Source organism: Shewanella glacialimarina, assembly GCF_020511155.1.
Lineage (GTDB): Bacteria > Pseudomonadota > Gammaproteobacteria > Enterobacterales > Shewanellaceae > Shewanella > Shewanella glacialimarina.
Map to the genome: position 1 here is coordinate 3388847 of NZ_CP041216.1, position 13455 is coordinate 3402301.

Here is a 13455-nt window from a genome sequence, read left to right on the forward strand (position 1 = left end):
AATTAGAGCTGATGACTATTAAGAATATGGCACAAGAATATACTTCGGTAGCAAAGTGGATCCCCAGACTTACAACACTATTTTTCAGCTAGCTAATGTTTTATCTATTACAAACATTGGTTTATCGAACATGAATCATCATTTTTTTTAGTGAGACCGCACGTTAAAGAAAACAACCCTTGATAAGTAAAATTAGAATCAACTAGATATAAACAACAACTAGTAAAAGGAAGCAACAATGACTAACCCTATAATTGCAGCTATAGCACCCAAAAAAGTGAGTCTTAATAAGGGGGAAGAATATTATTTCTGTGCCTGTGGGCGTTCCAATAACCAGCCTTTTTGCGACGGCTCTCATGCCGGAACTGACTTTACACCCAAACCCTTTACCGCCCAAGAAAGCGGAGATGCCTATTTATGCCAATGTAAACATACCACCAATAGCCCTTTTTGTGATGGCAGTCATAAACAATTTGATAAAGAGCAGGTTGGCAAAGAAGGACCGGGGGTTCAAATTCAAGTGACTAATGTAAGTAATATTCCTAACGTTATCGCAACCAAGGAAGAGCCCACTGTAGAATTTATTCATCAATTGGCACGAGAAGGTTTATCGAAGATGGGACATCATGGTCCCATGACATCCATGGGGGTGCCACGTTATCAACTACCACACTGGGATGATCTACAGATCATGGTTGCACAGATGGCAAACAAACCGCTTATGGAAAATGTGGCTGTAAATACTGAACTAGTCATAGGTCCTATGGCCAAAAGGCCGCTTAAGCTCAATATCCCACTGTTTGTATCTGATATGAGTTTTGGGGCTCTATCTGAAGAAGCAAAAATTGCTTTAGCAACAGGAGCCGAACTTGCGGGAACAGGTATTTGCTCAGGAGAAGGTGGGATGTTACCTGAAGAGCAGGCCGCGAACTCAAAATATTTTTACGAGCTGGCAAGTGCGGGGTTTGGGTATGACGAGTCAAAACTCAAAAATGTTCAGGCGTTCCATTTTAAAGGCGGGCAAGGCGCAAAAACAGGAACAGGTGGCCATTTACCCGGTAACAAAAATATAGGTAGAATTTCTGAAGTTCGCGGCATTGGGGAAGGTACTCCAGCCATTTCTCCACCAACGTTTAAAGATTTACATACGGCTGCAGACTTTAAAATTTTTGCAGATCGTGTCCGTGAAGTTACTGGTGGCATTCCCATTGGATTTAAACTCAGTGCTAATCATATCGAAGAAGATATTCAATTCGCATTAGATGCAAGTGCAGATTACATTATTTTGGATGGTCGAGGTGGTGGTACAGGCGCAGCTCCTGAAATGTTTAGAGACCACATTAGCGTACCAACTATTCCTGCACTTGCTCGTGCTCGAAAGTATCTCGATGAGCAGGGAGTTAGTGGCAAAGTCACGCTAATTATTACTGGAGGTTTACGGGTTCCAATAGACTTTGTTAAAGCGTTAGCCTTAGGCGCTGATGGTGTTGCTATATCAAACAGTGCTATGCAGGCTATAGGCTGTGTAGCCGCTAGAATATGTAATACCAATAACTGTCCAGCGGGTATTGCTACCCAGAAAAAAGACTTACGCCAACGCTTAAATATTGAAAAATCGGCCGTGCAGCTCAAAAACTTTTTTGAAGCATCGACTGAATTAATGTCAGTAATGGCCAGAGCATGTGGCCACGATTCATTTGAAAAATTCAATCCAAATGACTTAGCTACTTGGCATAGAGAAATGGCACTACTAGCTGGAGTGAAATACTCTGGGATAGGAGTTAGATAAAAGTTGGTGGGTTCAGCTCCTTTTGCCATTCCACCTCTAGATCTATCTTTATTTTGGCGCGTCAGCTCCTAGTGATAAAGTCGTCCTTTTTGAGGCGACTTTTTTACTTCTATTATAAAGGTCACAGCAAGCTGAAATTGAGCATGAAATAAGTTGTATCTTACTACTAAATACCTATGATGATAAATCAATTGGTTATAGGTTATTTACACGGAAAGTTAACACATGCATGTACCAGAGAAATGGCAGATGAACAGCTTAACTGATATGCATCAGTTTATAGCACAACATGGTTTTGCGGTTGTTATGTCATCTAATTTAGAAGCCTCGCATATTCCGCTGGTATTGAAAGCAGCTGAGGGTGAATATGGGGTACTTTACGGCCATTTAGCACACAGCAATCCACATTGGAAAGATATTATAGACAGTTCAGTACTGTGTATTTTCAATGGCCCTCATGCCTATATTTCACCTACCTGGTATCACGCCTCCCCTGCTGTACCCACCTGGAATTACAGTGTCGTACATGCTAAAGGCACGGTTGAGTTCACCGACGATAAAACCACAATGGCGATATTAGAAACAACAATACAGAAATATGAACCGAGTTTATTAACACCCACCCCTGAAAGCCCTGAAGGTTTTATCCCAAAGCAATTTCAAGATAAGTTAGCCAAAGGGATTGTCGGGTTTAAAATTGTGATTACTGAACTACAAGGTAAACAAAAGCTTGGCCAGCATAGAAGCTCACTTGATCAACTCGGAGTGATTGCAGGCTTGTCAAAGTCTACCGGCATAAATGAGCAACAGTTGTTGAAGTACATGGTCGATAATAATATTGCGCTAGGTTAGAAGTAAGCATTTTCCCTAGCGACTTTTAGCTAAACAGCATGATGTAGATGCTCAACCTAACGACTTGGCTCAAAGGCATCGTATCTGGGTAACTGGGCGTCTAAATCTTCCCAGTTTGCTTTGGATGAAACAAAGTTGTGCGAAATAGGTCTTTCAATGATGTCCGTATCAAGTATACCGAGTCTAATTCTATAACGCTGTGGGTCTTGCTCGTTTGAACTGTAAACGGGTGAGCCGCAATGACTGCAAAAGTGCCGGTTTCGACCAGGCTTAAATGTAAATGTGCTTAAACTATTTCTACCCGATAAGATGTCAAAATCAGCCGCATTAATAAAGCCATTTGTAGCGAAGGCAGTACCACTGTTTTTTCGACATAAAGAGCAGTGACAATGAATAATGTCACTTATTTTGCCCTTTATCGTTATGTTAACCTCGCCGCACAAACACTTTCCTTGATACATAATCAGTATTCACCCTGCTCTATAAAAATTTCCAGTCAAACTAAAATCAGTCTGCCCCCAAAATAGCATGCTTAATGGTTATATTTAACCTGATTTAACGCTTGTGAAGACTCATTACTAATGCAGTTTTTTATTATGGTTATCTTCACTGTCATATGACACTTGGCGAATATCAATGGTCACCTTAATGCTTAACAGCTTTTTTTGGATAAGTTTACTGAGAGCATCATTTTCAGGTGATGCCATAAAACGGTTGAGGTTATAAGGCGTATCGAAGACACATATAACCTGTAAGCTTTTAGGAAAGTCTCTGTAATTAACAATATGGGTTAACCATTCAAAACCGCTGTATTCATTTAGGGCGATTTCACACACCTGGGTTAACACTTGTCGAATTTGATTGTCTATTTTTTTATCGGTTTTACGCATATATCACAGTGACCCAAAATTCAAATAACAGCTGGAAGGTGGAATAATTTAGCCAGTGTAGCAAAGTTCGCTGATACCATTTAACATAAAAAAGCCCACCCCCTTTCGGGACTGGGCTTTAAAATCAAAAAACGCCTCAATTAACAATGTACATTAACGCGTTCTTAGTCGATTAATTACATCTTTGTTTGCAGGTAATTCTGCAAACCAACACGCTCAATTAAACGTAATTGTTTTTCTAACCAGTACATGTGATCAGATTCGGTATCATCCAATAAGACTTCTAAAATCTCACGGGTTTGATAATCACCTTTCTCTTCACATAGCTTAATCACTTTACGTAAATCATCCGCCACTTTGTATTCATACTGTAGGTCGTTAGTTAGCATTTCTTGCACATCTTTACCGATGTTTAATGCTTCGCGGCTAGCGACGTCTGGCGTGCCTTCTAAAAACAAAATGCGCTGCACTAGTTTAGCTGCATGGGCTTTCTCGTCATCTGATTCATGTAATATACGGGTATATAATTCGTCAAATCCCCAATCTTCATACATATGAGCATGTACAAAATATTGATCCATTGCTGATAACTCACCGGTTAACAAGCTGTTTAATGCGTCAATAACTTCTGGATTGCCTTTCATAATATTGTCCTATTAATCTTTAATTTGAGATTGAAGATAGTTTTGAATACCGACTTGTACTATCTGTTCTTGCTGAGATTCAATCCAATCTAAATGTTCTTCTTCATCTTCAAGCAGATCTTCAAGCAAATCACGGGTAACGTAATCTTGTTCTGTTTCACACAATTTGATCACATCACGTAATGCAGCAATTTGCTCAGTTACCGCTTCTTTATCACAGCCCAACATTTCTTCGGCATCTTCACCAATACGCAGTTTGTCTAGTTGCTGTAAATTCGGTAATCCCTCAAGAAATAACACCCGCTCAATAAGCTTGTCTGCGTGTTTCATGTCTTGAATTGATTTCTTGTATTCTTTTTCGTTTAGCTTCTCTAAACCCCAGTGCTTAAACATACGCGCATGTAAAAAGTATTGGTTAATGGCGGTCAGTTCGAAAGTTAATACGCGGTTTAACTGACTAATGACTTTTGGATGACCTTTCATAATGATGTCCTTGATAGCTTAACTTGATCTGGATCAATTTAAGCTAGGATAGTACACCTCAAGCCGCATTGCAAATTATCCTTTAAATTCATACACATAGTATTGATAACCATTATCATTATAACTAAGGTTTGTAAACTAGATACAAATATCAGGCATAAAAAAAGCCTTCAAAATGAAGGCTCTTTACAATATAAACAACTCGTATGTTAACCAGTGATACGCTTATGCAACTCTTGAATCGAGTTTACATTGGTACGATCATCTGCGGCATGTGCTAAGCAAGTCGCAAATGCTGCATTCAATGTTGTAGTGTAATTCACTTTGTAGCGCAGTGCACCGCGACGAATTTGACGTGAATCTTCAATCGCCTGGCGACCTTCAGTCGTGTTGATAATGTAGGTGTATTCATCATTCTTAATACGGTCAAGAATGTGTGGACGACCTTCATGTACCTTGTTGACTAAACGAGGGTTAATTCCCGCTTCACCCAATACCACTGCGGTACCGTGTGTTGCGTCAATCTCATAACCTAGTTCAATTAACTTAGCCGCTAATGCTGCTACACGCTTTTTATCACTGTTACGTACTGATAATAAAGCACGTCCAGATTTAGGTACTTCAGATGTCGCACCTAATTGCGCTTTAGCATATGCTTCTGCGAAGGTTTCACCCACACCCATCACTTCACCTGTAGAACGCATTTCAGGCCCTAATAAAGGGTCTACGCCTGGGAATTTATTGAAGGGTAATACTACCTCTTTTACAGAGAAATAAGGTGGGATAACTTCTTTAGTGAAATTTTGCGATTTCAAGCTTTGGCCAGCCATCACTCGTGCAGCTATCTTAGCTAATGGCACGCCGGTTGCTTTTGACACAAAAGGAACGGTACGGGCTGCACGCGGGTTAACTTCAATCATATAGATTTCGTTATCTTTCACGGCAAACTGTACGTTCATCAAGCCAATAACACCTAATTCAAATGCAAGCTTTGATACTTGCTCACGCATTTGCGCTTGAATTTCAGCACTTAAGCTATATGGCGGTAATGAACAGCCTGAGTCACCAGAGTGAACACCAGCTTGTTCAATATGCTCCATAATGGCGCCAACAACGACGGTTTCGCCGTCACATACCGCATCAATATCCACTTCAATCGCATCATCTAAGAAGTGATCAAGTAGTACCGGTGATGCGTTAGAGACTTTAACTGCTTCATTGAAGTAGCGCAGCAAATCTTGCTTGTCGTAAACGATTTCCATCGCACGACCACCCAATACATAAGATGGACGAACAACTAACGGATAACCGATAATTTCCGCTTCAATCACAGCACTTTCAACAGTCGTGACTGTCGCGTTTTGTGGCTGCTTCATGTTTAAGCGTTGAATAGCTTGTTGGAAACGCTCGCGGTCTTCAGCACGGTCAATCGCATCTGGGCTAGTACCAATAATAGGCACCCCAGCGGCTTCTAATTCACGGGCTAATTTAAGCGGAGTTTGACCACCGTATTGTACGATGACGCCTTTTGGCTTCTCGATACGGACGATTTCTAACACGTCTTCTAACGTAACAGGTTCAAAGTATAAGCGGTCAGATGTATCGTAATCGGTTGATACCGTTTCAGGGTTACAGTTAACCATGATGGTTTCATAACCGTCTTCACGTAAGGCTAATGCTGCGTGTACACAGCAGTAGTCAAACTCAATACCTTGACCAATACGGTTTGGACCGCCACCCAAAATCATGATTTTGTCACGATTTGATGGGTTGGCTTCACACTCTTCTTCATACGTTGAGTACATGTAAGCTGTGTCGGTTGAAAATTCTGCTGCACAGGTATCTACACGTTTATATACCGGGTGAATATTATGGCGTTGACGTAGTTTACGGATCTCACTTTCGTTAACACCTAATACATCGGCTAAACGTGCATCAGAGAAACCTTTACGCTTTAACTGACGTAAGTAGTTTTGCTCTAAACCTGACATACCAAGCACAGCCACTTTGGCTTCTTGGGCAATCAAATCTTCGATTTGAACCAGGAACCAGTGGTCAACGTTAGTCAAAGTGAAGATATCATCGCGGCTTAAACCAGCACGGAATGCATCGGCTATATACCAAATACGGTCACAACCTGGCTCTTTTAATTCATGACGAATACGTTGCATCGCATCTGGTGATTGTAAATCAACCACAGAATCAAAACCGTTACGACCCACTTCAAGGCCGCGTAACGCTTTTTGCAATGACTCTTGGAAAGTACGGCCAATCGCCATAACTTCACCAACAGACTTCATTTGAGTGGTTAAACGATCATTTGCACCGGCGAACTTTTCAAAGTTAAAGCGCGGTATTTTGGTGACAACATAGTCGATAGCAGGTTCAAACGATGCCGGTGTTTTACCACCGGTAATATCATTGCTGAGCTCATCTAATGTGTAACCTACAGCCAATTTAGCGGCAATTTTAGCAATCGGGAAACCCGTTGCTTTAGACGCTAATGCAGATGAGCGCGATACGCGCGGGTTCATCTCAATAATGACCATACGGCCAGTATTAGGACAGATACCAAATTGTACGTTTGAACCACCGGTTTCAACACCAATTTCACGCAATACCGCTAACGAAGCGTTACGCATTAATTGGTATTCTTTATCGGTAAGGGTTTGTGCCGGAGCTACGGTAATTGAGTCACCGGTGTGAACACCCATCGCATCGAAGTTTTCGATAGTACAGACGATAATACAGTTATCGTTGCGGTCACGAACCACTTCCATTTCATATTCTTTCCAACCAATTAATGATTCATCAATCAATAATTCGTTAGTTGGCGACAGGTCCAAGCCTTGAGAACAAATCTCTTCAAACTCTTCTTTGTTGTAGGCTATACCACCGCCGCTGCCACCCATGGTGAAAGATGGACGAATAATACAGGGGAAGCCCACCATATCTAATACGCCATACGCTTCATCCATATTATGAGCAATACCGGCACGCGGGCAGTCTAAACCAATGGACTTCATCGCTTTGTCAAAACGGCTACGATCTTCAGCTTTATCAATTGCGTCAGCTGTCGCGCCTATCATTTCAACATTAAATTCTTTCAGTACGCCTTTAGCTTCAAGCTGAAGTGCGCAGTTCAGAGCCGTTTGTCCACCCATAGTCGGTAGAATGGCATCTGGACGCTCTTTAGCAATAATGTTGCGTACTACTTCCCAATGAATTGGCTCGATATAAGTCGCATCGGCCATATCAGGGTCGGTCATAATGGTTGCTGGGTTAGAGTTAACTAGAATGACGCGGTAGCCTTCTTCACGAAGGGCTTTACAGGCTTGAGCACCTGAATAATCGAATTCACACGCCTGACCAATTACAATTGGTCCGGCACCTAGGATAAGAATACTTTTTATATCGGTACGTTTTGGCATTGCTTTTCTCTTCTCCTAGATAACTATTTAGCGTGCTGACGATATTGCTCAATAAGCTCGATAAAATGATCGAACAGAGGCGCAGCATCGGTTGGCCCAGGGCTGGCTTCAGGGTGACCCTGGAAGCTAAACGCAGGCTTGTCGGTTAAATGGATACCTTGTAAAGAGCCGTCAAATAATGACTTGTGGGTCACTTTGATATTGGCTGGCAATGTGGTTTCATCCGCGGCAAAACCATGGTTTTGACTGGTAATCATCACAGTACCTTTTTCAACATTGCTCACAGGGTGGTTTGCACCGTGGTGACCAAATTTCATCTTTAAGGTTTTAGCGCCTGAGGCTAATGCTAATAATTGATGGCCTAAACAAATTCCAAAAACAGGGATTTCTGTTGTTAAGATTTGTTGAATAGCGTTAATGGCATAGTCACATGGTTCTGGATCGCCTGGACCGTTTGATAGAAACACTCCATCAGGGTTCATGGCTAAGACATCGGCAGCGGAGGTTTGCGCTGGCACCACGGTGACATCACAACCACGGTCAACTAGCATGCGTAAAATGTTACGTTTTACACCGTAATCATAGGCAACAACTTTGTATTTCAATTCTTTCTCTGGTGTATCAGAAGGTAAACCCCCTTCTAATTTCCAGCTACCATTTCGCCATTGATAGGCTTTATCAGTAGTAACTTCTTTGGCTAAATCCATGCCTTTTAAGCCAGGAAATGCTTTTGCTTGTGCAAGCGCTTTTGCTTCGTCCAGGTCACCCACCATAATACAACCGGCTTGGGCGCCTTTTTCACGCAGGATACGGGTTAATTTTCGGGTATCGATATCCGCAATGCCAACAACATTATTAGCTTTTAGGTAATCACCTAAAGATTGTTGGTTACGGAAGTTACTAGCAATTAACGGTAAATCGCGAATGATAAGACCACAAGCATGAACCGAGTCCGATTCAGTGTCTTCGTCATTAGTACCGGTGTTACCGATATGCGGATACGTTAAAGTTACTATTTGGCGTGAATATGATGGATCCGTTAATATTTCTTGGTATCCGGTCATTGAAGTGTTAAAAACCACTTCACCAACTGAAATACCTGATGCACCAATTGCAGTGCCAGAAAATACGGTTCCATCTTCGAGTACGAGTAAGGCAGACTGTGTCAACGCGACCTCCAGAAAAGAGCCAAGCCATTGAAATTATTTTATTTTATTTTGCACTAAGATACCAATTTCCGCTGTTTTACGAAATTTTGACAAATTTCAGCGATTTTACAGGAATACTGTAATTTCGTCTACACATGGAAAAAGGTTTTTCAAAAAAAACCACCATATCTAATGGTGGTTTTTAATTTAATCATTTAGTCCAAGGACCTGCTGCATATCATACAGACCCGGATTTTGATCATATAGCCAGTAAGCTGCACGCATTGCGCCATTGGCGAATGTCATTCGGCTTGATGCTTTATGAGTTATTTCTAAACGCTCACCAATATCGGCAAACATTGCGGTATGTTCACCGACTAAATCACCTGCACGAATCGTTGAGAAACCAATGGTGTCACGCGAACGCTCACCAGTAATACCTTCGCGGCCATAAACGGCGCACTTCTCAAGATCGCGTCCAAGAGTATTGGCGATCACTTCACCCATTTTAAGTGCTGTGCCAGATGGCGCATCTTTCTTAAAACGGTGATGACCTTCAATGATCTCAATATCGGTATAATCACCCATCACTTCTGCAGCTAGTTCTAACAACTTCCACATCAAGTTAACGCCGACTGACATATTAGGCGCAAATACCACAGGGGTTTGCTCTGCATATGCACCAATAAGCTCTTTTTGAGCATGGTTAAATCCAGTTGTCCCTAATACAATGGCTTTGCGATTTCGCGCACACCAGTCAAGGTGGATAATAGAGGCTTCAGGTGAAGTAAAATCAATTAATACATCAAAATTATCAGCCACACTGTCTAATGAGTCAGTGATAGCAACATCCATTGAACCTACACCAGCCAGTTCACCCGCATCAACACCAATTAAGGTTGAGCCTGAACGTTCTATTGCCGCGCCAAGATGGATAACTTCTTGATGTTTAGCTGACTCAATTAATGTGCGACCCATACGGCCACTGGCACCCACAACGGCGACTCTTACTTTTGCAGTCATATGTTCTCCCAGTGAAAGCTTACTCAGCATCTCACATTTGATATTGAGGCTTAATACAAAAAATTGGCTATATACAAAAACGCCTAAGTCATCTTAGGCGTTTTTATGATTATTAGAGAATGTCTAACAATTCAACTTCAAACACTAATGCAGTGTATGGAGGAATAGATGCACCTGCACCACGCTCGCCGTAAGCTAAGTGATGTGGGACAAATAATTTGAGCTTAGTGCCTACAGGCATAAGCTGTAATGCTTCAGTCCAACCAGCGATAACGCCAGATACAGGGAATTCAGCAGGTTGACCACGAGTCACTGAACTGTCGAATACTTCACCATTGATGAAAGTACCGTGGTAGTGAGTGCGAACTGTTGAGTCAAACGTTGGCTTTTCGCCTTCGCCTTGCACTAGTACTTCATATTGAAGACCAGATTCTGTTACCGTTACGCCATCACGTTTAGCATTATCAGCTAAAAATGCATCAGCTTCTGCAGTTGCATTTTCTGCAGCAGCTTCTTGTGCAGCTTGTAAACGACGGCTAATTTCAGTAAAAGCAGTTTGCAAGTCTTCCATAGACACTTGGCTTTCTTTTCCTGAAAACGCATCAGCTAAACCAGCTTGAACAGCAGGGATATCAATTCCTTCAAAAGGATTTGCAGCAAGTTGCTCACCCATTTGACGACCTACACCATAACTTGCATGCTGCTCCATTGTGCTGAACACATCTGACATAATTTCTTTCTCTCATTGATCAAATAAAAATTTGCACGGAGTCTATCACATTTAATTCGCCCATGCTGTGAAAAAGCCTCACAATCGGGCTATTTTGAGCCATTGATTTTACACTCAGCCAAAGACTGTTTTCTAGCTTGAGTATAAAGTGGCATCGCTTGAGTTTGTGCTGCTTGTAAGTCTTCAATTCGACTGCTGTGTGAAGGATGCGTTGACAATAGCTCAGGCCCTTGCGCGCCTCCGGCTTTGGCCATGTTTTGCCACAAGGTGATACTTTGTGCTGGGTTAAAGCCCGCTTTAGCCATTAGCTCAAGGCCAACGATATCAGCCTCTGATTCTTGGCTACGGCCAAAGGGTAATATAATGCCTACTTTAGCGCCTAAGCCAAGCCCTGCCATATATAAATCTTTATTGGCAATACCCGATGCACCGATTGCTGCATCAGCAGCCTGCATTCCTAAACCGGTAAGCTGAGCACGGGACACTTGCTCATTACTATGTTGCGCTAATACATGTGCCACTTCGTGCCCCATCACTGTTGCTAGCTGATCTTGATTAGCTGCAACATTTAATAAACCGGTGTACACACCAATATGGCCACCCGGCAATGCAAAAGCATTCACTTGATCAGAGTCAAACAATACCACTTCCCATTGTTGGCTTTGATCCGGTAGTACTGCGGTAATGCGTTTAGCGATGCAATTCACGTAAGCGGTTTTGTTTTTATCTTTACTTATTTTTTGGTCTTGCTTCATGGTTTCAAAAGACTGTGCCCCCATTTGCTGCATTTGAGCATCTGAAAACAGCAAGGTTTGGCTTCTGCCTGTGGGTGATTTTGTACTAACACATCCAACCAATAAAGTTGAAATCGCCGCTGCAAGTATGAGTTGCTTCATATTTTCATCCTTTAAATTAAACTAATAATAGCTAGGGTCTGTTTTCGCTCTGGTGATGTTAAACCAGCATTGCATAAACGACCATGACGTTAAATAATTGTCCTTGCAGCCCATTGTGACTTGCAAATAGCCGCGTGACATGTCGTTGAGTTTTGGGCCTCAAAAAATATCGCTTATTGTGCTGATTTTCTTTTAGAAAAATCGCCAGCCCCTCGTTTACTTGCGGTGCGCCGATTCGCTTTTTTATCTCGAGGAGCACGCTTGCTGGTCGAATTTGTGACTAGGTCTGTCACCGGAAAGTCTACCAACGTAGCCAATGGTAGAACTTGACCCGTTAATTGCCGAATAGCCTCTAAACTGACTAATTCCAAGTGACTCACCAAAGACAAGGCCACACCACTTAGGCCAGCCCTTGCGGTGCGGCCAATACGATGAACGTACACCTCAGCTTGGTTTGGTAAATCAAAATTAATTACTACGGGCAAAGCATCGATATGAATACCACGCGCCATTACATCTGTAGCCACTAACACACTCAGTTGCTGGGTTTTAAAATCGTTCAATGTTTGGCTGCGTAACGCTTGATCTTTATCACCGTGCAGTGCTGCTGCGTTAATACCCGCTTTAAGTAATTTTCGACACAAAGCATCGGCATCATCTTTAGCATTAACAAATACCAAAACCTGCGACCAATGGTGCAACTTAATCTGTTCGATCAGTATTTTTGCTTTACTGCCTTTATTGACGTGATAAATCGTTTGGCTAATATCTTCTACCGCGCTATTTAAGGCATTAGCCTCTAAGCGTATTGTTGATGATGACAACACAGTCTTCACCAACTCATCTAACGTTGCAGGCATAGTTGCCGAAAACATTAGTGTTTGCCTTTTAGGCATAAGTGCCAGTAGCGCATTAATATCGGCAATAAAGCCCATATCTAATAATCTGTCAGCTTCATCAAACACGACACATTGTAGCTGTTCAAATTGAATAACACCTTGCTGTGCTAGCGCTAATAATCGCCCCGGTGTAGCAACAATTAATTCTGCAGGGGATGTTAGTCGCTCAACTTGTTGGGTTATATCTTCACCACCACATAAGACATCCACTCGTAAGCCGACGGCTTGCGCTAATGGGGTTAAATTTTGACAAACTTGCGCCGCCAACTCTCTAGTCGGTGCAATAATTACGGCTAATATATTGGGTGTTTGCTGACTTAACTCTGATGTGCCACTTTGTGATGCCGCAATACGATGCAATACGGGTAAACCAAAAGCATAGGTTTTACCACTGCCCGTTTGCGCCAATGCCAGTACATCTTTACCGCTCAAAATAGCGGGAATAGCCTGTTTTTGTATTGCACTAGGTTCACTCACCAAGGAAGGTAACGATTTAACGAGTTTAGGATTGAGCGTAAATAATGAAAAACCCATGCGGTATCGCCTAATTTTCTGTGGCTAAAGTTAACATTCGTCATAATGATAACGCGCTAACAATAAACTCAATACGCATATTGAGTATCAATAAAAAAGGCTGTTTACCCAAAGTAAACAGCCTTTAACTTAGAAC

At 42.0% G+C, this 13455-nt stretch carries 12 protein-coding genes; 2 read left to right on the forward strand and 10 right to left on the reverse strand.

The features are described 5' to 3' along the window. The first annotated feature begins 238 nt into the window (after positions 1-238). Together FJ709_RS14845 and FJ709_RS14850 are read left to right on the forward strand one after the other, a co-directional pair. Positions 239-1789: a glutamate synthase-related protein gene (locus tag FJ709_RS14845; protein ID WP_226410798.1), complete on the forward strand. Its 1551-nt coding sequence runs from the start codon at positions 239-241 to the stop codon at positions 1787-1789. Positions 1790-2014: 225 nt separating this feature from the next. Next, positions 2015-2641, forward strand: coding sequence for an FMN-binding negative transcriptional regulator (locus FJ709_RS14850; RefSeq protein WP_226410799.1), 627 nt, complete (start codon positions 2015-2017; stop codon positions 2639-2641). 56 nt (positions 2642-2697) lie between these two features. On the opposite strand, the gene FJ709_RS14855 is transcribed toward FJ709_RS14850, so the two are convergent. The 10 genes from FJ709_RS14855 to FJ709_RS14900 form a co-directional block, all read right to left on the reverse strand. Further along, a complete protein-coding gene (locus tag FJ709_RS14855) occupies positions 2698-3102 on the reverse strand; it encodes a GFA family protein (RefSeq protein ID WP_226410800.1) in 405 nt (134 codons plus the stop codon). 117 nt (positions 3103-3219) lie between these two features. After that, positions 3220-3531 carry a Fis family transcriptional regulator gene (locus FJ709_RS14860; RefSeq protein WP_226410801.1) on the reverse strand — a complete coding sequence of 104 codons (312 nt, stop codon included), beginning with the start codon at positions 3529-3531 and terminating at the stop codon, positions 3220-3222. Between the two features lie 176 nt (positions 3532-3707). Beyond that, on the reverse strand, positions 3708-4175 hold the full coding sequence (gene bfr / locus FJ709_RS14865; protein ID WP_226410802.1) for a bacterioferritin: 468 nt from the start codon (positions 4173-4175) through the stop codon (positions 3708-3710). A gap of 12 nt (positions 4176-4187) precedes the next feature. Beyond that, positions 4188-4658, reverse strand: coding sequence for a bacterioferritin (bfr, locus tag FJ709_RS14870; protein ID WP_226410803.1), 471 nt, complete (start codon positions 4656-4658; stop codon positions 4188-4190). Between the two features lie 209 nt (positions 4659-4867). Further along, positions 4868-8089, reverse strand: a complete 3222-nt coding sequence (carB, locus tag FJ709_RS14875) for a carbamoyl-phosphate synthase large subunit (protein ID WP_226410804.1) — start codon at positions 8087-8089, stop codon at positions 4868-4870. Positions 8090-8112: 23 nt separating this feature from the next. Further along, entirely contained in the window at positions 8113-9270 is a 1158-nt protein-coding gene (carA, locus tag FJ709_RS14880) for a glutamine-hydrolyzing carbamoyl-phosphate synthase small subunit (protein ID WP_226416006.1), read from the reverse strand. A 174-nt stretch (positions 9271-9444) separates the two neighbouring features. Next, positions 9445-10260: a 4-hydroxy-tetrahydrodipicolinate reductase gene (dapB, locus tag FJ709_RS14885; RefSeq protein ID WP_226410805.1), complete on the reverse strand. Its 816-nt coding sequence runs from the start codon at positions 10258-10260 to the stop codon at positions 9445-9447. Between the two features lie 112 nt (positions 10261-10372). After that, positions 10373-10990, reverse strand: coding sequence for an FKBP-type peptidyl-prolyl cis-trans isomerase (locus tag FJ709_RS14890; RefSeq protein ID WP_226410806.1), 618 nt, complete (start codon positions 10988-10990; stop codon positions 10373-10375). Between the two features lie 89 nt (positions 10991-11079). Next, positions 11080-11886, reverse strand: a complete 807-nt coding sequence (locus FJ709_RS14895; protein WP_226410807.1) for a M48 family metallopeptidase — start codon at positions 11884-11886, stop codon at positions 11080-11082. Between the two features lie 173 nt (positions 11887-12059). Continuing rightward, positions 12060-13319, reverse strand: a complete 1260-nt coding sequence (locus FJ709_RS14900) for a DEAD/DEAH box helicase (protein WP_226410808.1) — start codon at positions 13317-13319, stop codon at positions 12060-12062. Positions 13320-13455 lie beyond the last annotated feature (136 nt).